Origin of the sequence: Actinosynnema pretiosum (assembly GCF_002354875.1) — a bacterium.
GTDB lineage: Bacteria > Actinomycetota > Actinomycetes > Mycobacteriales > Pseudonocardiaceae > Actinosynnema > Actinosynnema auranticum.
On the sequence record NZ_CP023445.1, the window covers coordinates 579,158 to 604,011 of the forward strand.

21 protein-coding genes are annotated in these 24,854 nt (G+C 76.2%); 8 read left to right on the plus strand and 13 right to left on the minus strand.

The features are described 5' to 3' along the window. Positions 1–5: 5 nt before the first annotated feature. From CNX65_RS02745 to CNX65_RS35120, 6 genes are all read right to left on the minus strand, one after another. Positions 6–761 carry a GNAT family N-acetyltransferase gene (locus CNX65_RS02745; RefSeq protein WP_096491362.1) on the minus strand — a complete coding sequence of 252 codons (756 nt, stop codon included), beginning with the start codon at positions 759–761 and terminating at the stop codon, positions 6–8. Positions 762–854: 93 nt separating this feature from the next. Beyond that, positions 855–1,391: a hypothetical protein gene (locus CNX65_RS02750; protein ID WP_096491363.1), complete on the minus strand. Its 537-nt coding sequence runs from the start codon at positions 1,389–1,391 to the stop codon at positions 855–857. Next, positions 1,388–4,186, minus strand: a complete 2,799-nt coding sequence (locus CNX65_RS37680) for an FtsK/SpoIIIE domain-containing protein (protein WP_096491364.1) — start codon at positions 4,184–4,186, stop codon at positions 1,388–1,390. The genes CNX65_RS02750 and CNX65_RS37680 overlap by 4 nt, the downstream gene beginning before the upstream one ends. Position 4,187: 1 nt before the next feature. Beyond that, positions 4,188–4,439 (minus strand): hypothetical protein, encoded by a 252-nt coding sequence (locus CNX65_RS02760; RefSeq protein ID WP_096491365.1) that lies wholly within the window; start codon positions 4,437–4,439, stop codon positions 4,188–4,190. Further along, positions 4,436–4,696 (minus strand): hypothetical protein, encoded by a 261-nt coding sequence (locus CNX65_RS02765; RefSeq protein WP_012783174.1) that lies wholly within the window; start codon positions 4,694–4,696, stop codon positions 4,436–4,438. Before CNX65_RS02765 ends, CNX65_RS02760 begins: the two co-directional genes overlap by 4 nt. 149 nt (positions 4,697–4,845) lie before the next feature. Further along, on the minus strand, positions 4,846–6,960 hold the full coding sequence (locus CNX65_RS35120) for a hypothetical protein (protein WP_157767478.1): 2,115 nt from the start codon (positions 6,958–6,960) through the stop codon (positions 4,846–4,848). Between the two features lie 552 nt (positions 6,961–7,512). On the opposite strand from CNX65_RS35120, the gene CNX65_RS02785 reads away from it, so the two are divergent. Beyond that, a complete protein-coding gene (locus CNX65_RS02785; protein ID WP_096491369.1) occupies positions 7,513–7,992 on the plus strand; it encodes an ESX secretion-associated protein EspG in 480 nt (159 codons plus the stop codon). A gap of 98 nt (positions 7,993–8,090) precedes the next feature. Here the strand turns inward: CNX65_RS02785 and CNX65_RS02790 are convergent, their stop codons facing one another. Next, positions 8,091–8,882 (minus strand): alpha/beta fold hydrolase, encoded by a 792-nt coding sequence (locus tag CNX65_RS02790; RefSeq protein WP_096491370.1) that lies wholly within the window; start codon positions 8,880–8,882, stop codon positions 8,091–8,093. Positions 8,883–8,931: 49 nt separating this feature from the next. Further along, positions 8,932–9,750: a LysR family transcriptional regulator gene (locus tag CNX65_RS02795; protein WP_096491371.1), complete on the minus strand. Its 819-nt coding sequence runs from the start codon at positions 9,748–9,750 to the stop codon at positions 8,932–8,934. 74 nt (positions 9,751–9,824) lie between these two features. Here CNX65_RS02795 and CNX65_RS02800 point away from each other — a divergent pair, with 74 nt between their 5' ends. Continuing rightward, complete coding sequence (locus CNX65_RS02800; RefSeq protein WP_096491372.1) at positions 9,825–10,652, plus strand: PhzF family phenazine biosynthesis protein; 828 nt, start codon at positions 9,825–9,827, stop codon at positions 10,650–10,652. Between the two features lie 549 nt (positions 10,653–11,201). After that, complete coding sequence (locus tag CNX65_RS02805; protein ID WP_096491373.1) at positions 11,202–12,191, plus strand: LysR family transcriptional regulator; 990 nt, start codon at positions 11,202–11,204, stop codon at positions 12,189–12,191. Between the two features lie 67 nt (positions 12,192–12,258). On the opposite strand, the gene CNX65_RS02810 is transcribed toward CNX65_RS02805, so the two are convergent. Beyond that, entirely contained in the window at positions 12,259–13,074 is an 816-nt protein-coding gene (locus CNX65_RS02810; protein ID WP_096491374.1) for an SDR family oxidoreductase, read from the minus strand. A gap of 95 nt (positions 13,075–13,169) precedes the next feature. Here CNX65_RS02810 and CNX65_RS02815 point away from each other — a divergent pair, with 95 nt between their 5' ends. From CNX65_RS02815 to CNX65_RS02830, 3 genes are all read left to right on the plus strand, one after another. Then, positions 13,170–13,547 carry a winged helix-turn-helix transcriptional regulator gene (locus CNX65_RS02815; protein ID WP_041837307.1) on the plus strand — a complete coding sequence of 126 codons (378 nt, stop codon included), beginning with the start codon at positions 13,170–13,172 and terminating at the stop codon, positions 13,545–13,547. Positions 13,548–13,790: 243 nt separating this feature from the next. Then, a complete protein-coding gene (locus tag CNX65_RS02820) occupies positions 13,791–14,729 on the plus strand; it encodes a gamma-glutamylcyclotransferase family protein (protein WP_232519677.1) in 939 nt (312 codons plus the stop codon). 181 nt (positions 14,730–14,910) lie between these two features. Then, complete coding sequence (locus tag CNX65_RS02830) at positions 14,911–15,573, plus strand: DUF4232 domain-containing protein (protein WP_096491375.1); 663 nt, start codon at positions 14,911–14,913, stop codon at positions 15,571–15,573. Between the two features lie 308 nt (positions 15,574–15,881). Here the strand turns inward: CNX65_RS02830 and CNX65_RS02835 are convergent, their stop codons facing one another. The 3 genes from CNX65_RS02835 to CNX65_RS02845 form a co-directional block, all read right to left on the minus strand. After that, entirely contained in the window at positions 15,882–17,345 is a 1,464-nt protein-coding gene (locus CNX65_RS02835) for a hypothetical protein (RefSeq protein ID WP_373565514.1), read from the minus strand. 58 nt (positions 17,346–17,403) lie between these two features. Beyond that, positions 17,404–19,215 (minus strand): dynamin-like GTPase family protein, encoded by a 1,812-nt coding sequence (locus CNX65_RS02840; RefSeq protein ID WP_096491376.1) that lies wholly within the window; start codon positions 19,213–19,215, stop codon positions 17,404–17,406. A gap of 98 nt (positions 19,216–19,313) precedes the next feature. Continuing rightward, positions 19,314–20,171, minus strand: a complete 858-nt coding sequence (locus tag CNX65_RS02845) for an IniB N-terminal domain-containing protein (RefSeq protein WP_096491377.1) — start codon at positions 20,169–20,171, stop codon at positions 19,314–19,316. Positions 20,172–20,416: 245 nt separating this feature from the next. On the opposite strand from CNX65_RS02845, the gene CNX65_RS02850 reads away from it, so the two are divergent. Further along, on the plus strand, positions 20,417–21,733 hold the full coding sequence (locus CNX65_RS02850) for an Hsp70 family protein (RefSeq protein ID WP_096491378.1): 1,317 nt from the start codon (positions 20,417–20,419) through the stop codon (positions 21,731–21,733). A gap of 8 nt (positions 21,734–21,741) precedes the next feature. After that, positions 21,742–24,108, plus strand: a complete 2,367-nt coding sequence (locus CNX65_RS02855) for a helix-turn-helix transcriptional regulator (RefSeq protein ID WP_096491379.1) — start codon at positions 21,742–21,744, stop codon at positions 24,106–24,108. 160 nt (positions 24,109–24,268) lie between these two features. Here CNX65_RS02855 and CNX65_RS02860 read toward each other — a convergent pair whose 3' ends face one another. After that, positions 24,269–24,799, minus strand: coding sequence for a DUF2165 domain-containing protein (locus tag CNX65_RS02860; protein WP_096491380.1), 531 nt, complete (start codon positions 24,797–24,799; stop codon positions 24,269–24,271). Positions 24,800–24,854: the final 55 nt, after the last annotated feature.

Genomic DNA, 24,854 nt, shown 5'->3' on the forward strand with positions numbered 1-24,854 from the left:
CGCCGTCACGCCGCGCTCTTCCCCGCCGCCCCGCCCGCCTTCGGCTCCCCGGACCCCGCCGCGGCCGGGTCCAGCACGGACAGCTCCCGGTAGGCGTACCCGAGCCGGGCGTACACGCCGATCGCGGTCGGGTTGTCCCGGTCGACCATGAGCGCGCACCCGCCGTGCCGCTCCAGCAGCTCGGCGGTGACGAACGCGCACAGCACCGACGACAGCCCCCTGCGGCGGAAACCGGGGTGCGTGGCGACCCCGCCGACGAACCCCACCCCGTCGGTGGACCACGCGTCGGCCGCCACCGCGGCGAGCACCCCGCCGACCCTGATCCCGGCCCACCGCGTCGCCCCCGGATCACCTGGCCACACATAACTGCGCGGGCTCGCGGCGGCCAGCAGGGCGGTCACCTCGGGCCAGTCCGACTCGGGCAGCCAGGCGCACTCCGGGGCCCGCTCCGGCAGGTCGTCGGGGTCGGCGCGCTCCATCCAGCCGAACGCGGCCCGCACCGGCACCCCCAGCCCGGCCGCCAGCTCGCTGGTGACCAGCGGCGACAGTCCGGGTGCGTGGTGCTCGTCCAGGAGGGCGCGGACGTCGTCGGGGGAGCCGTCCAGGACCAGCCGGTCGTGCCGGTTGAGCGCGGGGGCGAGCACGGCGACGGCGTCACCGCGCACCCAGGCCGCGCCACCGCGACCGGGGGCGAGGACCTGGGCGGACCAGCGGATCAGCGCGCCGCGCGCGGACAGCTCGGAGGGGTGGTGCAGACGCATGGGGGCATCATCGCCCGCGCCGGGTGCGGCTCGGGTCGCCGGGAGGTGCGGACGCCCCACGACGGCGGCGGACCGCGTCGCGGGGCCGCCCCGCTAGGACTTGCCTCCCCGGAACAGCGACCGCTTGGCCAGCGACTCCACCAGCCCCAGGTAGGCCAGCTCCACCTCGTTGTCGTACTCCAGCTGGTCCCTGGGCGGCACGGTCTCGTCGGGCCGGGGCCGCTGGCCGATGCTCTGGATCGACCGCTCCTCCCACAGCGCCTCCACGGCCTGCTGCCACAGCTCGTCCACGCCGAGCTGCGCGACCTTCTCCCGGTCGATGGCGGCGGCCATCCGGATCTGCGACTCGGCGAGCGCCTCGATCAGCTGCGCGACCCGCTCCCGGTCGACCTGCCGCATCCGCTCCACCGCGTCACCGGCGAGCTCGACGACCTCCTTGTACCGCTCGGCCGCCGACAGCGCGCCGCCGAACCCCGAGTTGACGCCGGGCACCGGCACGGCCCCCGGACCGCGGCCGTGAGCCGCCCCCCGTGCCGCACCCTGACCCGCGTCCGAGCCCGGTCCGGGTCCCTGCCCCGGAACCCGCCCCTCCGCCGAGAACGCCGTCATCGCCACCGGACCGCCGATCATGATTCCTCCCCCGTGTCGAACGGGATGACCACCTGCGGGCGCGAGTGCTCGAACCGGTCGAAGAACAACCCCCTGCGGGGCCTCGGCGACCAGGACATCACCTGCTCGGGACCGAACGAGAGCAGCTCCTTGCCCTGCACGTCGAACGCGATCCACGAGCCGATGTCGTCGTACACGCCGGGCGGCAGGCTGTTCTTCAGCCGCTGCGCCCCGCGCCACCAGCCGAGCAGGTGCGTCCGGTTCTCCGGCCCGTGCTTGAGCAGCAGCCGGAAGCTGTCCACGCCGGTCGCGCGGGTCTTCTCGTCCTTGACCTCCAGCAGGCTCTGCGCCGCGTCGACCCCGTAGACGACCAGGTACTCCGGGACCACCGGACCCTCGAACGTCCCCGCGTTGATCTCCCGCAACCGCCTCGCGTGCTCGTCCACGACCTCGCGGAACCCCCGGCGCTCCTCCTCGGGCACCTCGCGGAAGTCCTTCAGCGGCACCTCGGTGACGGCGAACCCCTCGTCCTTGAGCGCCTTGCTGAGCCGGTCCGCGTGCGGCCTCGCGTCGTCCACCAGGCACGCCACCGTGAACCGCGCCTGATCGGGGAAGTGCTGCCGCGCCAGCGACAGCGCCGCGCCCGCCAGCACCCCGGCCGCGTCCTCCGCCATCGACCCGATCACCGCCGTGTTCCGCCCCGGCGTCCGCGCGAACCGCACCTTCGCCGCGCTCCCGGCCACGTCGATCACCTGCCCCAGCAGCACCGTCGGGCTCGCCTCGCCCGGCCGCAGCGCCTGGAAGTCCGCCAGCCCGCCCAGCACCGGCACCCGGCTGCCGTCGAACAGGATCGGCTCGGGCAGCTCCTCCGGCCTGATCCGGTGCAGCTCGGCCTGCAGCGCGTCGAACGTGCCCCGCCTCGTCGCGTCCGGCACCCGAGCCACCCGGTTGCCCGGCCGCACCCCCGACTCGTGGTTCACCACCGCGTGCCAGCGGGGCAGCTCCACCGCCGCGTCGTTCTGCGGCTCCGCCAGCACCCGCCGCGCCTTCGGCAGCGCGATCCGCACGGTGAACTGCTCGAAGATCGCCGACTTGCCCCAGAACCCCTCGATGCCCGCCACGTCCTGGCTCGACAGCACCAGGTGGATGCCCTGCGACCGCCCGCGCCGCGCCACGTCCTCCAGCAGCTGCGTGGCCTGCGCGGTCACCTGGTCGCGCTCCCCGAACAGGTACTGGAACTCGTCGATCACCGCGACGACCCTGGGCCACCGCCCCTCGGGGTCCTCCTCGCGCAGCTGCTCCAGCTTCGTGACCTCGTGCCGCTTCGCCGCGTCCGCGCGCCGCCGCATCTCGTCGGCCAGGAACCGCAGCAGCGCCACCCCGAACTCGCGGTCGGTGTTCACGTTCACCCCGACCAGCCGGGCGTGCGGCAGCCAGCTCGGGTCCTTGCGGCCCGGCGCGAACTGCGCGAACGACACGCCCTCCTTGAAGTCCAGCAGGTACAGCTCCAACTCGTCCGGCGAGTACCGGGCCGCGAGGCTGCCCAGCATCGCGTACAGCAGGTTCGTCTTGCCCGACCCGCTCGGCCCGCCGATCAGCGCGTGCGGCGAGGTGTCGCCCAGCGCCACCGGCACCGGGTCGCCGTCGAAGAACCCCAGCGGGGCCACCACGCCCGCCGCCGACCGCTCCTGCCACGGCTCCTCGGGCAGCAGGTCCGCGAACGTGCCGAACCGGCTGCGCCGCTCCTCGCGCTTCTCCGCGATCGCCGCGCACGCCCTCGGCACCGCGTGGCGCGGCAGCGGCGGGTCCAGCAGCACCCGCACGTGCTTGCCGGTCATGGTGCAGGTCGCCGTGTGGTCCGCCGCCACCCGCACGGTCTCCACCGGCGAGTTCACCGTGATCGGGATGTCGACGATGAACAGCTGGATGCCGCACGCCAGCCCGTTGCGCGCCACCCGCTGCAACTGCTGCTGGTGCTCCTCCTTGAGCGCCTGCCGGTTGCCCAGCAGCACCGCGATCCGCCACGGCTCCGCGCGCCTGCCGCTGACCGCCCTGATCGACTGGTGGCCCTCCACCAGCACGCCGGTGTGCACGCGGCGGATCGTGTCGGACAGCTCGTCCAGCAGCTCGTGCAGCCGCGCCGGGTCGTGCACGGTCAGCAGGCCCGCCCTGGTCAGCGGGTACAGGCCGGGCAGCGAGCCGGTCAGCTGGCCGACGTCCCACACGTGCACCTGCACCAGGCCCGGCTGGAAGTGGCTGAGCACCCGCAGCAGCAGGCCCTCCACCAGCGACTCCGCCGTCGCGCGCGCCTCGGGCGCGGACGCCACGTGCAGGTGCGCCTGGTCCAGCAGCGGCACCGCCACCGGGAACCGCCGGGGCTCCGGGGCCGAGGGCACCTCGCCCTCGCCGATCCGCCACAGCTCCGGGACGCCGTCGCTGCCGTCCGCCGTGCCCGTCCCGCCCAGCCACACCTCGTGCGGCTGGGACGCGGTCCCCGGCGACGCCTCGCCGACGATCTCGGCCAGCCGGTCGGGGCCCTGCTCGGACCAGTCGCGGAACGCCTCGACGCGGTCGGCCATCGCGTGCGCCAGCACCGGCCCGAACAGCGGGTTCCGCAGCGGCCCGGCCAGCAGCGGGTCGACCAGGGCGCGGTCCACGCCCTGGCCGCGCACCATCACCTCGACCATGTCGCGGGCGCGCTCGGCCGCGATGGCGCGCTGCTCGCGCGCGGCGTTGCCCAGCGCCGCCGCCACCGCCCCGTGGAAGCGCTCCAGGGACGCCCTGATCCGCCACAGGCGGTCGTCGCGCCTGCTCACGTCACAGCTCCGCGGCCAACCGCTGGACCAGTTCCAGGCTGCTCACGATCAGCTCCAGTTCGTCGGGGAAGGCCTCGCGGGCCCGCAGGAACGCGGGCGGCACGAGCTCCTCGTGGTGGTTCTCACCCGCCTCCGCCAGCACGTCGACCGCGTCCACCAGCAGGTCCTGCGCCTCCCGCGTCAGGCGGTAGGCGTCCCGCAGGCCCTCGGCGACCTGCTCCAGCGCGAGCCGGACCTCCGCTACCGACGTCACAGCCTGGAGTTGATGCTCTCGGCCTGGGAGATCCCGTTCTCCAGGTACTTCTGGAGGTCCGAGACGCCGCTGGCGACCTGCGCGAACTGGGCGTTCGCCGACTCGACGTCGGACTGGGCGCTGCCCTGGGTCGCCGAGTTGAGCAGGGCCTGCGCGTCCTCGGCGAGGCTGGCGGCCTGCTGGAGCGCCTTCGCGCTCTCGTTGGCCTTGTCCACGGCCTGGGCGATCGCCGCGCGGACTTCTTCGATGCTGGCCATGTCGGTTACCGACCCCTCCTGAGAGCACGCAGTGGCCTGGCGACCACTTCTGTAATTGAAGTAATACCCAGAGTTTCACGCTAATCAAGCAAGATCGGCTGACAGGGTGGTGTGGTTACCCACTCATTCGGAGCAGCGCCCGCCGGCCCTCACGCGGGCGGTGTCCACTGGAATGCCGAGAGCGGTGTCGCCGTCAGCTCCAGCGAGGTGACGCCCGTTGTAGGGGCGGGCCCCGCTGACCAGCGCGCCACCGCCGACACCCCGACCCGCTCGACGCCGGACCACCCGTCGGGTGTCATCGCGGCGGCGGCGTCGAGGAGCGCCGAGGTGGGCGACGCCTCGCTCGTGCCGAGGTCGACGTGCACGGCCAGTAGTCGTCCGCCGGGGGCCACGCGGGTGATCTTGCCGGCCGGGGCGAGCCCGCGCGCTACCGACCGTGCCTGCTCCTCGGGGGACGAGGTCGGGTCGGTGATCGCGCGGATCTCCAGGATGAGCCGGACGGGCGAGTCCGAGAGGGGCTCGGGGGGTGCCGGGGCTGGTTCGTCCTGCGGGGTGGGCAGGGGGGCGGGTTCGGGGAGGGGCTGCGGGGGAGCCGGGGGGAGGACGGGGAACGGCGTGGTGGGGGGCTCGGTGGGTGCCGCAGGGGTGGGGGGAGCGGCCGGGGTGGTGGGGGCGGCGGGGACGGCCGAGATGGCGGGGATCTCGACGCCGGGCGGGAAACCGGTGGGCGGCGGCGTGACGCCCCCGCGCTCGGTCCGCGCGGTCGGGACGGGCGCGGGCCACACCGGGGCGGGCCAGACCGGCGTCGGCCACGCCGCGGCGGCGCCCGCCCAGGTCGGCGCGCTGCCGGTGGGGCCCGCGGGGCGCTGGGGAGCGGCGGGGGAGGGCGAGGGAGGCGGAACCGGCGGGGCTTCAGGGGAACCCTGGGCAGCGGGGGAGACCTGGGGTTCAGGGGACACCGGGGCTGCTGGGGACACCGGGGCTTCAGGGGGCAACTGGGCGTCAGGGAGGAGCGGGGCAGCGGGGGACGCTGGCGCTTCAGGGGACACCGGGGTGGCGGGGGGCTCCGGGGGCGTCACGGCGCTGGCAGGCGCCAGGGACTCGGGCGCTGCCAGGGGTTCCTGGGGCGCGGAGGGCGTGAGTGGTTCGGGCGTCGCCAGGGGTTCCTGGGGCGCGGAGGGCGTGAAGGGCTCGGGCGTCGCCAGGGGCTCTTGAGGCCCGGAGGGCGTGAAGGGCTCGGGCGTCGCCAGGGGTTCGTGGAGTGCGGCGGGTGCGAGGAACTCGGGCGTCGCCAGGGGCTCTTGAGGCCCGGCGGGTGCGAGGAACTCGGGCGTCGCCAGGGGTTCCTGGGGCGCGGCGGGTGCGAGGAACTCGGGCGTCGCCAGGGGTTCCTGGGGCGCGGCGGGTGCGAGGAACTCGGGCGTCGCCAGGGGTTCCTGGGGCGCGGCGGGTGCGAGGAACTCGGGCGTCGCCGGGGGTTCTTGGGGCGCGGTGGGCGCAAAGAACTCGGGCGTCGCCGGGGGGCCTTGGGGCGTGAAGGGCTCGGGCGTCGCCAGGAGCTCCGGAGGCGCGGCGGGCGCGAAGCGGGCGGGTGCCGCCAGGGGTTCCTGGGGCATGTCGGACTCAGGCGCCGTCCGGGGCTCGGCGGTCCCGACGGTCTCGGCGGTCGGCGTCGCCTCGGGGAGCGCCTGGGGCTCGGCGCGCGGCGGTTCGGCGTCCTGCTCGGGCGCGGCCGGGGGCTCGGGGGCCGGGGGTGCGGCGTCCGGCTGCGCGGGGATCACCGGCTCCGCGCTCTGCGGCGCGGGCGGTTCGGCGAACGTGGTCGGCGCGGGCGTCGGGGGGTGCTCCGCCCTCGGGGCGGGCACGGGGCTGCGGCGCAGCGGGTCGCCGCCCGCCCAGGCCTCGACCAGCACCCGTTCCGCGCCCTGGACCAGCGGGCCGAGCAGGTGGACGTCGTCGAGCACCGTCCACGCCGTCGGGGGCTCGCAGGCGACCTTCGGGGTGGGGAAGTGCTCGCCCAGCCCCCGGACGAACCGGCGGACGGCCCTGGTCAGGGCGGCGGGCACGCTGTGCTCCGCGCTCTCCCCCGACTCCTTGAACACCGTCAGGGACCAGCAGCCGGGCTCCTCGTCGGAGCAGTCCCTCGTCTGGACGATCCGACCGCCGATCCGGCGCAGCAACCCGGCGCAGGCGTCCAGCGCCTGACGCTCGTCGTGGGCGGTGACCACCACTGTGATCACCAGTTCCAGGTCCTGTCCGCTCATCGCGGGCAAATTCTCCACGAGTCCCCGAAGGGCCCGACACCGCCACCCGTTCGTCGTAGCCGACTGGGCCGCTCGACGGCCGCCGCCGGCACCCGCTGTGGTCGCGACCGGGTTGGACGGGTGCAATTCTGCGCGGTGGAGCGAAAAGCGCGGTGAATGGTCAAGGCCGTGAGCCGAACGATTTCCCGTGATCCGGCTCACTGAACGGGTGAGCGGGGCGCCGGGCGCGTCCCCGCGCGCCTTTGCCCGGCGCATTTCCAGGGGCGGCGGCGGAATGCCGAACCCGGCGCGCACCGGCCGCGCCCATCCCGCGATTCGACGGCGCGCCGCGCTCCGGGGCGCACGATGATGGACCGGCCGCGCCGCCGCGACGAGGGGCTGCCACCCCGACCGGCGCGGTGGCGCGCGGCCACCGCACACCCGGCCGCCGCGCGGGGGAGGGGGCTCGGTGGGGCTGAGCGGTGCGGACGGGCGCCCAGGGGGCGTGGGGCGGCGGTCGGGCGCGGCCCGGTCCCGTCGACCTGCGCCGGGCGCGACCGGGGGCCGCGCCCGTTGACCGGGCACACCGTCCTGTGGGACCCGGTCCGGCTGACCGCGGCCGAGTTCGCGGGCTGCTGGGAGCAGCTCGACCTCGGTGAGCCGCCCGGCGCGCTCGGGCTGTCCGACGTGGACCCGGTGTGGCCCGCCGAGGTGCTGGTCGGGTTGCGGCGCAAGGGGATCGCGCTGCGCGGCGCCCGGTTGGAGCGGCAGCTGCGGGCGCTGGCGCGCCGGGACTACGCGGTGGACGTCGACGGGTGCCGGGTGCGGGTGCGGGCCTCGGTGGTCGGCAGCATCGGCGTGCTCGCCGAGCGCCGCGGCGACGAGGTGGTGCTGGTGAGCGTGCCGCACTACGCGGTGCCCGCCGAGCTGCTGGCCCGCCTCCCGGAGAGCGCGTCGGTCGAGGTCACCAGGGACGGCGCCCTGGTCGGGGCGAGCCGGTGTGGCCCGCCCGGCGAGGCGGCCGAGCTGATCGAGCGCACCCGGCCGGGCTGAACCGCGCTGCCCAGGTGAACCGAGCTGCCCGGCTGAACCGCCCGCCCAGCTGACCCGCCCGGCAGGCCCGCCAGACCCCGCCCTCGCCCAGCCCCCGGTCAGCTCCCGCCCAGCGCCCGCCTGACGAAGTCGACCACGTCGCCGAGCACCTCGTCCCGGTTCGTCTCGCGCAGCACCTCGTGCCGCGCCCCCTGGTAGACCCGCTCCTCGAACCGCGCCCCGCGCAGCCGGTCCGCGCCGGTGCGCGTGTCGGCCTCGGGCACCAGCCGGTCGGCCCCGCCGTGCAGCCACAGCACCGGCACCCGGTCCAGCACCGGCCCGAAGTTCACCTCGTCGATCGCCCGCTCCACCGCCTCCAGCGTCGGCCGGGGCACCGGGCCGTGCCACACCAGCGGGTCGGCGGCGTACGCGCGGCCGACCTCCTCGTCCCTGGACAGCTCGGCCGGGTCGACCTCCGTGCCGGACAGGTCGTCGCCGCCGAGCGCGTCCAGGCCCTCCCACGCGCCCAGCACCGGCGCGGACAGCACCAGCGCGGCGAGCCGGTCCTGGTGGTCCTGCGCGTACCGGGCCGCCACCAGGCCGCCGACGCCGTGCCCGACCAGCACCACCGGCAGGTCCACCCCGGCCGCGCCGATCACGGTGTCGACGTCGCCGACGAGCGTCCCGAGGTCCTCGACCAGGGCCCGCTCGCCCTCCGACGCCCCGTGCCCGGCCTGGTCCGCCGCGACCACCAGCGCGCCCGCCGCCACCAGGGCCTCGGCGACGTGCCCGTACCGCCCGGCGTGCTCCCCGCACCCGTGCACGAGTACCGCCAGCCAGGTGGCCCCCAGGTTCGGCCAGGTCCGCACGACCAGCTCACCGGCGCGTCCGGGAACGTTCGACTCGATCACCCCGCCCAGGTTAGGGCCCCGAGCCGGGCCCCGGAGGTCGGGACCGGCGCTACAGCACCGCCTCCGCCACCGCGCGGACCGCCGCGGGCAGCGTGCGCCGGGGGTCGGTGACCAGGTACAGGGTGCTGTCCGGCAGCTCCCCGAGCCGCCGCAGCGCCCCGCTCTCCAGCTGCTCGGCCACCGCGACCCTCGGCAGCACCGTCCACCCCAGCCCGGCCACCACGCACGACCGCACCGCCTCGATGCTCCCGAACCGGGTGATCTGCGGCCGCCGCCCGGTCAGCTCCCGCACGAACCGGTCCGTGTAGGAGCAGCCCTCCTCCAGCAGGAAGTACCGCTCCTCCGCCACCGCGCCCGGCGCGGCCACCAGCTCGATCGGCTCCACCCCGACCGGGTGCGCGGACAGGCCGGGCGCGACGAGCCCGTCGTCCAGCGCGAGCCCCAGGTCGAGCGTGCCGCGCCGCACCCCGAGCAGCACCTCCTTGGTCCCGGCGGGGGACAGGTGCACGCTGATGCCCGGCCAGCGCAGCGCCGCGTCCGCGATCCGCTGCGGCAACCGGTAGGCGCACACCGACTCCGGCGCGCCGATCCGCACGTCGCCCTCGACCTCGGTGCTGCCCCGCACCGCGTCCAGCAGCCGCTGCTCGGCGGACAGCACGTCGCGCGCGTTCTCCACCGCCTTGCGCCCGGCCTCGGTGAGCCGCGCGCCCTGCGGCAGCCGGTCGAACAGCCGCGCCCCCAGGTGCCGCTCCAGGACCTTGACCTGACTGGTCACCGAGGACTGGACCAGGTGCAGCTCGGCGGCTGTGGCGGTGAAGCTCCCGGTTCGCGCCAGTACCAGCAGGGTGCGCAGCAGCCGGGTGTCCATCCATCGAACATAGCGATACCTGCCATGCACGTTCATCGTTGGACTCGATTCCACTGATTGCGCACGATGGACGCATGTCGAACGTCCTGCGCTACGCCGCCTTCACCACCACCCCGACCGGCGGGAACCCCGCCGGTGTCGTCCTCGACGCGCGGGAGCTGACCCCCGAGCGGATGCTCGCGACCGCCGCCGAGGTCGGCTACTCCGAGACCGCGTTCCTGCTGCCCGGCCCCGACCCGCGCCGGTTCGCGGTCCGCTACTTCAGCCCCGAGGCCGAGGTGCCGTTCTGCGGGCACGCCACCGTCGCGGCGGCCGTCGCCCTCGGCCTGCCCGGCACGATCACGCTGGACACCGCGGCGGGCGAGGTGCTGGTCGACGTCGACGGCGGCACGGCCACCCTGACCAGCGTCCCGACCCGCACCAGGCCCGCGCCGGACGCCGACGTCGACGCCGCGCTCGCCGCGCTGCGCTGGTCGCGCGCCGACCTGGACCCGGAGCTGCCGGTGCGCTGGGCGTTCGGCGGCGGCTGGCACCTGGTGGTGGCGGTCCGCGACCGGGCCGTGCTGGCCGCCCTGGACTACGACTTCCCCGCCCTGCGCGCCCTGCTGGCGGGCGCCGACGCCCTCACTGCGCAGCTGGTGCACCGCCGCGCGCCCGACGTGTTCGACGCCCGCGACCCGTTCCCGGTGGGCGGGGTGGTGGAGGACCCGGCGACCGGGGCCGCCGCGGCGGCGTTCGGCGGGTACCTGCGGGAGCTGGGGCAGCTGCCGGACGGCGGGCGGTTCGTGCTGCACCAGGGGGTCGACATGGGGCGGCCGAGCGAGCTGGTGGTGGTGGCCGAGGCGGGCGCGCCGGGCGTGCGGGTCACCGGGGCGGCCGTGCCGATCGACGAGCGGGGCTGACGGGGGCGCACCGGGGAGCGCTCGGGCCCCTGGGCGCGCGGGGCAGGCCGCCAGGCGCGTGCCCCTGGGAGCGCCCGAGCCCCGCACCGCGCACGGGCCGCGCCGCCGGGTGAACGCCCGGAGCGCCGAGCGCGACCACCGAAAGGCCCCGCGCCCCCGCCCACCGGATCGGCCATCCGCCGCTGCCGCCCCACCCCCGACTGCCGGCAGGGTGGTTCGGCACGGCTGCCCCAGGCCACCCGCCGTTTCTCCGCAGGCACGGCGGGCGGCCCGGACAGCGGGGCGCTGGCGCCCCGCGACGGCTCGTCCCCCTCCCGGCCGCCCGCACGTCCCGCCCGCGTCAGCGGGGGCGCGGGCGCGCGGCGGAGGGGGACCGCCGAAGCCCTTATCCGATCCGGACGGCGCGCTGGATCTGGTTGCGCCTGGTCCGGCTGCCGCGCGTCTGCTCCTGCCGCACCTGCTCCTCCTCGGGGTGGGTCGCCGGGACAGGACCACTATGTCCCGCCCGCCCGCGCCGGAGGGCATCCGGAAAGGGGATACGCGGTAGTTATGCCCGACTTGGAGCTGCGCCACCTGCGCGCGGTGTGCGCGATCGCCGAGGAGGGCAGCCTGACCAAGGCCGCCTCGCGGCTCGGCCTCACCCAGCCCGCCATGAGCGCCCAGCTGCGCACGGTCGAGCGGATCGTCGGCGGCAGGCTGTTCGAGCGCACGCCCGGCGGCAGCGTGCCCACCGAGCTGGGCAGGCAGGTCGTCGCCTCGGCCAGGCTCGTGCTGGACGAGGTCGGCGGGCTGGTGCGGCTGGCCAGGGAGCGCAGCTCGGGGGCCGACCGGGGGCCGCTGCTGGTGGGGAGCGTGCCGACGCTGTTCTTCGGCGACCTCGTCACCGAGCTGCGCCGCGCCGTTCCCGGCGTCGAGATCCGCACCGAGACCATGCAGGGCGGGTCCGAGCTGCTGGAGAAGCTGGTCGCGGGCCAGTTCCACGTGGCGGTGCTCGACTGGTTCGAGGGCCTGGACACCCGCGAGCTGCGCGGCGTCGAGGTGCGCAGGCTGGTGAGCGAACCGCACTTCGTGGCGCTGCCCGAGTGGGACCGGCTCGCCGGGCAGGACGAGGTCGACCTCGCCGAGCTGGCCGACCGCGACTGGGTCACCCCGCCCGACCAGTTCATCGGCAACCGGCTGCAGATCGTCGCCGCGTGCGCGGGCGCCGGGTTCACGCCCCGGTTCACCCACCACGCCAACGAGGCCAGCAGCGCGCGCGGGCTCGTCGCCAGCGGCGCGGTGTGCTTCGCGCTCCCGCAGTCGCGGGGCGGCGACGGCATCGTGGTCAAACCGCTCAAGGGCTCGCCGCTGCTGATCGACGTCCTGGTGGCGACCCGCCGCGACGGCCCGGTCGCGGGCCGGGCCCACGAGGTCTACGCCTGCGCGGCGCGGGCGTACCGGGCGCTGCTGCCGAGGAACCCGGCGTTCGAGAAGTGGTGGGCCGACCACCCCGAGGCCCACGCCGAGCTGGACACGGCGCTGCTGGTCGACCCGGCGTGAACCCCTCGCCCACGCCGGGCCGGACGTCCCCCGGCCCCGGCGGTGCTCCGGGGCCAGGGGGGTGTGATCAGCGGTTCTCGACCGCGTCGGCGATCGGGGTGGCCGGGCGGCCCAGCAGGGTCGGCAGGTCGTCGGTGACGCGCTCCAGCGCGCCCCGGCCGATGGCGACCTCGATGTCCGTCAGCAGCTCCGCCACGAAGTCGGGCAGCCCGAACCCGACCAGCCCGGCGATCCGCTCCTGCGCCGTCACCGGCTTCGCCTCGTCGCCGGACAGCGCGGCCAGCTCGGCGAACGTCCACGCGCTCGGCCCGGTCAGCTCGTAGACCTTGCCCTCGTGGCCCTCGCCGGTCACCACGATCGCGGCGGCCTCGGCCAGGTCGTCGCGGGAGGCGCTGGCGTTGCGGCCGTCACCGGCGGCGTGCGCGACGACCCCGTGGCCCAGCGCCTGGGTGTAGTTCTCGTGGTACATGCCGTTGCGCAGGAACGCGAACGCGATCCCGGACTCGCGGATGACCCGCTCGGTCGCCGCGTGGTCGGGGGCGAGGGAGAGCGGGGACGTGTCGGCGTCCACCACGCTCGTGTAGGCGATGAACGCCACGCCCGCGGCCTTGGCGGCCTCCACCGCGCGGGTGTGCTGCGCGACCCGGTCCGGCCCGTCCGCCGACACCAGCACGAGCCGGTCCACGCCCGCGAACGCCGCGCACAGCGACTCGGCGTCGTCGAAGTCGGCCTTGCGCACGTCGACGCCGCGCGCGGCGAGCGCCTCGGCCTTCTCCGGCGAGCGGGTCGAGACGGCCAGCTCCGAGGCGGGGATGCGGGTGAGGACGTGGTCGGCGATGAGGGCGCCCAGGTGGCCGGTGGCCCCGGTGATCAGCGTGGTCATGCGACCACGGTAGGAATCGAAGCTCACTTTTCGTAAGTACCCACTATTTTGTCGGGTACTTACCTCGGCGGAAGGATGCAGGTAACGTGGACGGCATGGCGACGACGGGTGACGTGTACGACCGCAACTGCCCCTCCCGGCAGATCGCCAGCCACGCCACGAGCCAGTGGGGCGGGTTGGTCCTCGGCAAGCTCCTGGAGGGCAAGCTGCGGTTCAGCGAGCTGCGCAGGGCGGTCGTGGGCGTCAGCGAGAAGATGCTGGCCCAGACCCTGCAGGCGCTGGAGCGCGACGGCCTGGTGCTGCGCGAGGTCCACCCCGTGATCCCCCCGCACGTCGACTACTCCCTCACCCCGGCGGGCGCGCAGCTCGCCGCGCGGGTGCGCGGCCTCTACGACTGGATCGAGGACAACCTCCCCGACCTGTGCGCCGCCAGGGACGCCTACGACGCCAAGCGCGCGGGGACCACCGTGTGACGGGTGCGACGGCCCCGTGAGTTCTGAACCGGTTCGGCGGGGTCGTTGGGGTCTGCGCGGAACCGGGTGGTCGGAACCACTGGAGGTCGTATGGGCGGCAGACGGAAGCACACGGCGGGCGGGGCGGCACTGGCCCTGCCCTTCACGGACGACCGGCACCCCGCGGAGCCCTACCCCGGCGCTCGGCCGGGTGCCTGCTTCGTTCACCTGGACGGGGCGGGTTGGCCGGTAGACCCGGACCCGATGACTGACTCGGGGTGGCGGGTTTCCCCCGACGGGGTGGACCTGGACGAGTGGCTGGCCGGGCACGGCGAGCCGCCGATGGCGGAGCGGACCCCGGTGCTGGCCTACGGGTCCAACGCCAACCCCGCCAAGGTCACCTGGTTGCGCGAGGAGCTCGGTCTCACCGGTCCCGCGGTGGTGCTGCGCGCCAGGTGCGAGGGGCTGGCGGCGGTGTGGGCCTCGGGCCTGCGCAAGGTCGACGGGCAGCGGCCCGCGACCCTGGCCGCCATGCCGGACGTCACCGAGGAGCACGCGGTCTGGTTCGCCACCGCCGAGCAGCTGCGCGTGCTGGACCGCTGCGAGGGGCGCGGGCTGCGCTACCGGCTGGTCCGCGTGCACAGCGGCCGGGTGACCCTGTTCGACGGCTCGGTGGTCGACTCGGTGCTCGCCTACACCGGCGCGGGCCGCAGGCGGATGCCGCTGCTGTCGGCCGGTGAGCCGGTGCGCTGCGCCGAGGTCGACCAGGTGGGGGCGCGCTGGCTCGGCGGGCGGCCCGCGCCCGACGACGGCCTCGACGTCACCCCGGTCCACGGCTACCCGGCGCCCGACGAGTGGCCGGACCGCCTGTTCGTCTACGGCACGCTCCAGCCGGGGCAGAGCGCGTGGGGGCTCGTCGAGCCCCTCACCAGCGGCTCGCCCGAGCCCGCGCGGGCGTCCGGGACGCTGCACGACACCGGGCTCGGCTACCCGGCGCTGCGCCCCGGCGGCGGGGTCGCGAACGTGCCGGGCCACGTGCTGCGGCTGACCTCGCCGGAGGAGGCGCTGCCGGTGCTGGACGAGTACGAGGGCGACGAGTACCGGCGGGTCCGGGTGACCCTGCCGGACGGGCGGGTGTGCTGGACGTACCTGTGGCGCGGGCCGGTCGACGGGTTCGCGGAGCTGCCGGAGGGGTGGGTGTGACGGTGGCGCCCCCTGGAAGCGGACCGTGACCAGCGTCGACCGCTCGGGCCGCACGAAGGTGTGAGATCGAGTCGCCCGCGTCCGGCGTAGGCCCGATCCGGTGAATCTCCCCCGTCAGGGGCCACCGGAGCGGGCACCGGGTACGTCCTCCTCCAGCAGCATCCGACTCTGGAGGTGGGACATGAGGCGACGGCTGATCGCGGTGTGCGGGGTGGCGCTGGCCGGGGTGCTCGCCGCGTGCGGCGGCGGCGCCCGCCCCGCAGCCGAGCGGGGCGCGCTCACGACGGAGGCCGCGCCGAGCAGCGCGGCGACCGGGTCGAGCGAGCCGGGCGCCTCGGTGGAAGGCGCCCCGAACAGCGCGGACCCCGGCGGCGGCGCGGACCCGGTGCCGCCCAGCGAGCCGGGCGGGCAGCCGCCGGGCGCGGGGGGCCGCTGCACGGCGGCGTCCCTGACCGGCAGGCTCCAGCCGACCGACGCGGGCGCGGGCAACCGGCACGGGGTGTTCGTGGTGACCAACACCGGCGACCGGACGTGCACGCTCACCGGCTACAGCGGCCTGCAGCTGCTCGACGCCGCGGGCGGCCCGGTCCCGACCGACCTCGTCCGCACCGGCCTGCCCGCCCCCGAGCCGGTCGTCGTGGAACCGGGCGCGTCGGCGTCGGCGGACCTGAGGTGGACCGTGGTGCCGACCGGCGACGAGCCGGTGGAGGGCCCCTGCGAACCCCAACCGGCGAGCGCGGCGGCGATCCCCCCGGACGAGACCCAGCCGCTCACGGTGACCTGGCCGGGAGGCCCGGTGTGCGGCGGCGGGAAGATCGAGATCAGCCCGTTCCGCGCGGCCTGATCCCGCGGCTCGACCCGGAGCGCGGCGCCCCCGCGCTCCGGGCGGGCACGGGGGCTTGCGAGCGCGGCGGGAACGCGGCTGAGGCGCGCGGGCGGTTGCGCGACCGGCACGCGTGGACGGGCGTGTGTCGCGGCCGTTCGCGCGGGCCTGCGGTGGGCGCGTGCCCGCGGCCCGCAGGCGGCTGTGCGGGCGGGGCGCCTCAGCGGGCTCGCGGCGGGGTGCGGTCGGACGCGGGGCCTCCAGCGCGAACCGCGCCACGAGCGAGGCCTGCGCTCACCGCTCGCCCGTCTGCCTGCCCGCCGCCCCCCTCACCCCGCCGCCCCGCCCAGCTCCACCAGCACCCCCTCGCAGCTGCGCACCACCACCCCCGCCGCCCGCCGCTGGGCGTTGTCCAGAACCGGGCTCGCCGCGTGCTCGCGCCAGCGCCCCAGCACGTCCAGCAGCAGGCGCCGCAGCTCTCGCCCCGACAGCCCCTGCTCCTCCACCCCCAGCCTGGTCGCCGCACCCGTTCCCGCGCCGCCGACCAGCCGCACCGCCTCCTCGCCCAGCTCGCCCGGCAGGCTCACCCGCCCGCCGCCCAGCGCGGCCAGCAGGCGCAGCTCGCGGAAGTCGTGCGCCCCCGCCACCACCCGCTCCAGCGCCCCCAGCAGCGCCACCGACCCCGATCGCGGTTCGGCGCGCAGCACCACGTCCAGGCCCAGCAGCGCCGACCGCGCCTTCAGCGCCCCGCGCCGCTCGGTCAGGTGCGCCCCGATCGCCTCCCGCAGCTCGCCGAGCCCGCTGCGCTGGGCCAGCTGACCGGTCAGCTTCACCCGGGTGTCGAAGCCCTGCCTGATCAGGGTCGTGCACAGCCGCACCCCGAACAGCCCCAGCCGGTCCAGCAGCCGCTGCCGCGCCGCCGCGCCCAGCGCCACCGGGAAGTCCTCGCCCGCGAACCGGTCCGCCGACAGCAGGTGCCCGTCCAGCTCCGCCCGCGCCAGCCCCGCCAGCGCCCCGAGCGCGGCGAACTCCTCGTCCCTGAGCGTGCGCGACGCCACCGCCAGCAGCCCCGCGAACGCCACCACGTCCTGGCACAGCCCCCGCACCGCGGGGTCCCGCCTGCACCGCCGGGCGATCTGCTTGGCCGACGACAGCGCGTCGATCCGCCCGCCGCCGATCTCGTCGGCCCGCGCCAGCACCAGCAGCGTCGTCACCGGCGCCGCCCGCGCGATCGGGTGGTCGTGCCCGGCGCGCAGCCGCTCCAGGTCCTCGTCGCGCACGTGCCTGCTCAGGTGCAGCACCGCGTCCGCCTCGCCGAACACCAGCTCGACCGGCGCGTCCGGCCGCGCGTCCACCAGCACCAGGTCGCGCAGCGACCGCGCGGGCCACTCGACCACGACCCGCTCCGCGCCACCGGCCTCCACCCGCACCCCGTCGTCGCGGCGCACCACCGGCACCTCGTGCGCGCCCACCCACGCCGCGGGCCGCGCCCCGTCGCGGTACCAGGCGGTCGCGGTCGGCGGCGCGGTGAGCTCCTCGCCGACCAGCGCGCTCACCAGCGTCGACTTGCCGGTCCCGCGCTCGCCCGCCACCGCCACCCGCACCGGCTCGGCGAACCGCGCCCGGTGCCCGCGCAGCCACGACACCGCCCTCGGGCTGTCCCGGTACAGGGCCAGCGCCTCGTCGAGCAGCGCCCCGACCCGCGCCTCCAACCCCACCGCGCCCGCCCCGACGAGCCCCGACCCGACCGCGCCCGAACCCACGAGCCCGGACCCCACCACGCTCCCGTTCACCACAGCACCACCAACGACGCACCCCCGATCCGGGTTACCCCCGAACGGGTGGCCGCAGCTACGCCGTGATGCTCAGCGGGGTCGCCGCCACGCCGACCCCGGCCACCGCCTGCACCCGCTGGTACAGCTGCACCAGCCCGTCCAGCTCGCCCTTGGCCTCGCGCGTGCGCCGCTCCCGCTCGGTCGCGTCGTCCTGCACCGCCCGCCGCGCGCTGCGCGCCGACTCCAGCAGCGTCTCCTGCAGCTCCTCGGCGATGGTGCTGAAGTGGTCGCGCAGGCTCCGCTGCACGTGCCGCGCCGCGTCCCGGCAGTCCTTGCTGAACTTCACGAAGAAGTCGTCCACGTGCCGCTGCACTGACTGCCTCGCGGCGACCTGCCTGCGCTTGAGCCGCTGCTCGCCCTCCTCCAGTATCGACCGCCCGCCGAACAGCGCCCCCGCGCCGAGCGACACCGCGTTGATCAGCGGCATCCCGGCCAGGCTGGTCACCAGCCCGAGCATCAGCACGCCCCCGTACGACCCGCGCAGCCCGGTGAAGAACTTCTGGCTCGCGGTGAACCGCTCCAGCGCGGGCGCGTCCAGCTCCGCCACCCGGTCCAGCAGGTCGTCCGGGAACACCGACTCGGGCAGCAGGTCGTCCCGGTGCACCGGGAAGCTGCGCGCCACCTTCTCCGCGACCCACTCCGCCCGCTCCAGCAGCCACGCGAAGTTCGTCGCCGCCGCCTCGGTCAGGCTGGTGCGCAGCCACGGCTCGAACTCGTCCCACACCTTCCCCGGATCGGCGATCTCGAAGGTGCGGTCGACCTCCCGCAGGATGCCCCTGGTCCGGTCCCGCAGGTCGTGCTCGACGTCCGACACCAGGTCGGCCATCTCGTCGGCGAGCACGGTCTGCCACCGCGCGGACCGCCGCCGCAGCTCGTCCACCCGCCGCTGCGCCTCGTGCAGCGCGGCGATCGTGTCCTCGGGGCCGCGCGCCCCCATGCTGGCCAGCTCCTCCTTGAGCGGGGCCACCAGCTGCCTGACCGCCGACGCCGCCGCCGCGGCCACCGACCGGCGGCCGAGCACGTCCGCCGCCGCCACGATGTCGCGCTGCACGCACGCCAGCAGCTCGGGGAACCCGGACTCGGCGTTCAGCTCGCGGTCCCCGGTCCTGGCCGCGCGCAGCCGCAGCGCCGAGGACACCGGCAGCACCTTCGCGCCCACGCCAGCGCGCGCGAGGTGCGCGCGGTCGCGCTGGAGCACCTGCCGCCACTGCGCGGAGAGGTCGGTCTTGGTCAGCACCACGGTCACGTTCGGGCAAGCCGCCACGACCCGGCGCAGCAGCTCCAGCTCGGACGCCGACAGCTCGGCGGTCGCGTCGGTGACCATCAGCACCGCGTCGGCCTGGAGCAGCGCCGCGTAGGTGCTGGCGGCGCGCGCCCCGCGCGGGTCCCCGGTGCCGGGGGTGTCGATCAGCACCAGCCCGGACGCCAGCAGCTCGCGCGGGATGCCGACCTCGGCCGCCAGCACCTCGCCGCCCGCGCGCCCGCTCACCGCGCGCGCCACCTGGTCGATGGGCACCGGGATGCGCTCGGTCGGGGTGTCCGCGATCGACCGGCCGCGCAGCAGCGCCGCGGACGGCGTCTCGGCGTGCTGCACGAACGTGGGCACGGCCGTCGTCACGTCGTCGCCGACCGCGCACACCGGCGCGTTGATCAGCGCGTTCACCAGCTGGCTCTTGCCCTGCTTGGACTCGCCCACGACGAGCACCCGGATCCTCGGGTCCAGCTGGCTCGCGCGCTTCTCGCGCAGCCTGGCGGCCAGGTCGGGGCGGTTGCGGGCGGCGCAGGCCCTGATCGTGTCGTCGAGCACGTCGAGCCACGGAGCGGACATCACCCGGTCGAGTCTGCCGTGTTCCCCCGCTTGGGTGAAAGAGCGAAGCGGCCCCGCCGGGTGAGCGGGGCCGCTTCCGGCCGCTGAGCGGTTCAGGCTCAGAACAGCAGGTCGCCGAGGGGGGACTCGGCGATCGGCGCGGCCGCGTGGCCCACCGCGTCCGTGACGCCGCCCACACCCGCGTTGTGCGCGGTGGCGGAGACGGTCGCGGTGACGTGCTGGGTGAGGTCGCCGACCGGCTCCAGGGTCGCGCCCAGGTCCAGGCCGCCGCCGCCGAGCGCGCCGAACGCCTGGTCGGCCACGGCGCTGACGGAGCCGTGGACCGAGCCCACGGTGTCGAACAGCGGGGAGGTCACGCCGTCCAGGCCCGGCAGGGTCGAGCCGACGGTCCCGTCCAGGGTGTCCACCGCGCCCGACAGGGTGGCGTCGACCGAGGTGTCCACACCGGCGGCGGTCTGGGTGACGGCGGTGGTCGCGCCGTCCAGGGTGGCGGTCACGTCGCCCACCGCGGAGAAGCTGGTCGCCACGGTGGCGTCCACGCTCGTCGCCACGTCGGCGCCCAGGCCGAGGCCCAGGTCGCCCGCGCCGCCGAGCAGGCCCACGCCGCTGGCGTCGGCGGTCAGCGCGCCCACGGCGCCCAGGTTGATGTCCGAGCCCGCGCCGACCACGCCGGTCAGCTGCTGGGTCACGGCCTGCAGCTGGGCGATCGCCGAGACGGAGCCCTCCAGGTCGAGGTCCAGGTCGCCCGCGACGATCCCGTCCAGCGCGGGCAGGCCGGCGGACGGCGCGAAGTCGAGCACCAGCGGGATGACCTCCTGGACGTCCAGCGCGGTGACGTCGCTCAGGCCGGCGGCGGCCAGGCAGCCCTCGGCGTCGACCTGGAAGGCGGCCAGGGCGCTCGGGTTGCTCAGCAGGTCGAGGACGAAGTCGTGCAGCGTGTCCGGGGTGGCGACCATGAGGCGTCTCTCCTGGTGGGTGGCGCGGGAGTGGGTGTGCCGGAGGGCGTCGCCCTGCCGATGCCACAACGGTAGGAGCGGGGGGATCACGAGCCATCGGGGATTGCTCCCAGTAGATACCGCATCCCCGGAGGGGGGGTTCTCGTTCACTCCCTAAGGGGGAGGGGGACACGCTTGTCGGCCCCCTGCACCCCGTGTAGGTAGTTGACCGCTGCTGCGAACAGGTGAGTGAAGGAGGCTCCGGGTTGTCGTACGTCCTCGGGGTCGACGCGGGCTCCACCCGCACCTCGGCCGCCGTCTGCCACCTCGGCGGCGCGGGCCGCTCCGAAGCCGAGGTCGTCGGCCTCGGCGGACCGGGCGGCGGCGTCGCCACCTGCCTGCAACTGACCGCCGACGGCGACTTCGCCGTCGGCGAGCCGGGCGACCCGCGCTGGACCGCCTCGGACTTCGTCCGCCGGGTCGGCGACGACGTCCCCGTCGTCCTGGGCGCGGACCCGTGCACCCCCCAGGAGCTCGTCGGGCTGCTCGTCGCCCACGTCGCCCGGCGCGTGGCCGAGCGCGAGGGCGAGCCGCCCGCGCACGTCGTGCTGTCCCACCCACCAGGCTGGGGCCCGCACGCCAGGGCGCTGGTCCACGCGGCCCTGCGCGACGCCGGGCTCGCGCGGGTCACCCTGCTCCCGGAACCGCTGGCCGTCGCCGCCGACCACGCCGAGAACCACCGGGCCCGCGCCGGCCTGCTCGCGGTGCTGGGCGTCGGCAGCCACGCCACCACCTCCGCGCTGGTCCGCCTCGCCCCGAACGGCGAGCACGAGCTGCTCGCCTGGTCCGAGGAGGCCGACCGGTGGGCGGGCGCCGACCTGGACGACCTGGTCTTCGCGCACGTCGCCGCCGAGCTCGGCGGCCTCGACCCGGCGCAGCCGCACCTGCTGCCCGCCGTCGCCAGGCTGCGCCGGGACTGCGAGTCCGCCAAGCGCGTCCTGTCCGGCGTGCCCGTCACGGCCGTCCCGGTGCACCTGCCGGACGGCCGCGTCGACGTCGAGCTGACCAGGGAGCGCTTCGAGGAGCTGGCCAGGCCGGGCGTCGAACTGGCCGTGCGCGGCCTGGAGCGGCTGTGCCGGGGCCACCGCCCCGACGCGATCGCCCTGGTCGGCGGCACCGCCAGGACGCCGCTGCTGGCCTCCGCCGTCGCCGCCGCCGTGCCCGGCAGGCTCGTGCTGGCCGCCGCCCCCGAGGCCTGCGCGGTCCGGGGCGCCGCCCTCGCGGGAAGGCGGCTGCTCCTGGGCCCGGACACCGGCCCCGACCACGGCGAGACCTCCGTGCTCGTGCACGGGGACGACCCGTCGCTGCGCTTCCCCGTCGGCCAGCTCGCCTGGGACGACGCGGAGAGCGCCGCGCCCCCGCCACGTCCCCCGGTCGAGATCACCCCGCTCGACCTGCCCACCCCCCTGTCGGTGAAGCGGGTCGTGCGCCGCGGCCTCGCCCCCATCGGCCGCTCCCGCCGAGGCGGCCGGTCCGAGCGCGACCCCCGACACCGCACCCGACACGACGAGGACGGCCGTTGAGCCACCGCATGACGACTCCCCCCAAGCCCGTCCTGGACACCGCGGCCCGCGTCCTGCTCGACGAGATCGCCGCGAACCCCGGCGCGGTCCTGCGCCTCGGCGTGCTCGCGCCCGGCGGGCACGGGAAGACCACCCTGCTGCGCGAGGTCGAGCGGGCCTTCGCGCAGAACGGCGCCGACGTCACCGCCGTGGACGACGCGCACCTGCTCGGCGACGACGAGCTGCGCGCCCTGCGCGCCCTGGTCGAGCGCGGCGACACCTCCGTCGTCGTCGCCTACCGGCCGTGGCCGCGCTCCCGCGCGCTGGCCGCGCTCGCCGAGTCGCTCGGCCGCGTCCGCCCCGCCCACCTGCCCGCCCCGCTCACCCGCGAGCAGGTCAGGCACGCCCTGCCCCCGTCCACCGGCCGCGCCCTGGTCGACTTCGTCCACCAGCAGACCGGCGGCGTGCCCCGCTTCGTCGCCCGGCTCTCCGGGCTGACCTCGCCGGAGCTGACCCCGGACGTCATCGCCTCCTTCCGCGCCGACCTGGACTGGCTCGACCCGGACGCCCAGAAGTTCCTCCTCGCCGCCGAGGCCGGGGCCGCCCTGCGCCTCGACCTGCTGCGCTCGCTGCTCGGCGGGGACGCCGACCGGGTCGCCGACGTCATCGACGCCGCCCGCGCCACCGGCCTGCTCGCCCCCGACGGCACCCTGCTGCCGGTGGCCCGCACCGCCGTCGCCGCCCTCAGCCGCACCGACCGGCGCATCGCCGTGCGCCGCGCGCTGGCCGAGTCCCAGCTGCGCGTGGGCGGACCCGTGCTCGACCTGGTCCGGCCGCTGCTCACCGCCCCCGGCCCCGAGCTGTCCGAGCTGTTCACGGCCGCCGCCGCCGAGGCGCTGCCCAGCGACCCGGCGCTCGCCGCCCGGCTGCTCGCCGCCATCGGCACCCCCACCCCCGAGGTGGCCGTCCGGCACGCCACCGCCTCCGCCATGGCGGGCGACCTGGACTCCGCGCTGCGCCTGGCCGACCGGGTCGTCGCGGGCGGCGACCGGACCCACCGGGGCGCCGCCGCCGAGGTCGCGGCCATCGCCCTCGCCCACCGGGGCCAGCTCGCCCGCAGCACCGAGCTGCACCGCTGGTCGCCCAGCGCCACCTCCACCGCGTTCGCGCACATCGGCCAGATCGGCGTCGGCGCGCTCCCGGTCGCGCCGCTGCCGCCCGCCCCGCCCACCCTGCTCGGCGGAGCCGCCTCGCTGATGGCGCACGGCGTCCTGGAATCGGTCACCGGCAGCCCGACCACCGCGCTGTCCACCCTGGTCAGGGCCTCGGGCCTGCTGGAACCGGCGGGCGCGGGCGTGCTGCTGCCCGACTCGCCCGCCGCCCTCGCCGCGCTGGTCGCGCTGCACAGCGGCGAGCCGGTGGTCGCCGAGTCCGCGCTCGACCGCGCCGTCGCCTCCGGCCTCGGCGGCTCGCTCATGGCCGTGCGGCACCGGCTGCTGCGCGCCTGGATCGCCATGGGCCGGGGCAACCTGGAGCGCGCCCGCGAGACGATCACCGCGCTGCGCAGGGCGAACCGGCCCCTCGAACCCCGCGACTGGATCTTCGCGGTGGCGCTGGAGATCGGCATCGCCCGCCGCAACAGCGACCTGCCCACCCTCAAGCGCACCTGGGAGCAGGCCTGCGAGGCGGTGCTGCGCCACCCCGTCGACCTGTACACGTTCCTGCCGCTGGGCGAGTTCGCCGCAGCCGCCGCCCGGCTGCGCGACCAGCACCGCCTCGCCCCGCACCTGGCCGCCGCCGAGGACCTGCTGCGCGGCCTCGGCAACCCCGCGCTGTGGGCGGTGCCGCTGCACTGGAGCGGCCTGCACGCCGCGATCATCGCCGAGGAGATCCCGGCCGCCGAGGAGCACGCCGCCGCGCTCGCCGCCCACCGCGACTCGGGCCGCTACTGCGCGATCGTCTCCCGCGCCGCCGAGAGCTGGCTCGACGTGCTCGCGGGCAAGGTCGACCCCGACCAGGTCGAGCAGGCCGCGCGCGGGCTGCACGCGGCGGGCCAGTGGTGGGACGCAGCCCGCCTCGCGGGCCAGGCCGCCATCCGCACCTCCGACCGGCAGGCCATGGTCCGGCTGCTCGACTGCGCGCGGCTGCTCCAGGGCAGGCCGCTGGGCGGGCGCAAGCCGGTCGAGCCCGAGACCGGGCAGGAGACCGGCAAGCTCAGCGACCGCGAGCGCGAGGTCGCCGAGCTGGTCGTCGGCGGGCTCACCTACAAGCAGGTGGGCGACCGGCTGTTCATCTCCGCCAAGACCGTCGAGCACCACGTGGCCCGCATCCGGCAGCGCCTGGGCTGCACCAGCCGAGCCGAGCTGCTCGACCAGCTCCGCCAGATCGTCGGCTGACCCGGAGCCGGTCGGCCCGCGTGCGAGCGGGCCGACCACCGGCGCGGACGGGTCCGTCCCCCGTCCGCGCCGAGAACGCGGCGGAACCCCCTGACCTGCGACCAGGGGGTTCCGCCGTCGTTCCGCAGCGCTCGCGCGCGAAGGGTTCAGCCCGCCGGGGTCAGCCCGCGCGCCCCGCGCCGGCGCGCTCCACCACCGGCTCGCCCCGCCCGGCCACGTGCACCAGCACCAGCCCGAACCCGGCGATCACCACGTTCTGCAGCGCGGGGGTCAGCCCGTTCCACTGCTTCGACTGCCACATCAGGAACCACTCGCCGCCGATCACGATGAACCCCAGCCCGAACAGCAGCACCTGCATCCCGAACCCGGTCCCGGACAGCAGCGACCCCAACCGCGACCGGCCGGACAGCCACGCCCCCAGCCCCGCCAGCAGCACCACCGCCGTCAGCGCCTCCCAGGCGATGATCAGCACGTACGCGACCGTCACCAGCGCCGGGCTCGTGATCGCCCGCCACGCCGCGCTCGGCGCGCCGAACGTGGTGTCCATCGCGAACACGTGCTGCACGAACGCGTGGTTGGACCCGTAGTCGGTGACGTTGTTGAACGCCACCAGTGCCATGTAGACGCCCGCGACGGCCGTGAGCACCACGACCGCCGCGCGGGGTCCCCCGACCCGTGCCAGAAAGCGCATGACTGCTGAACCTAGTCACCGCGCGGCGGAAGTCCACGGGCCCGCGAACGATCAC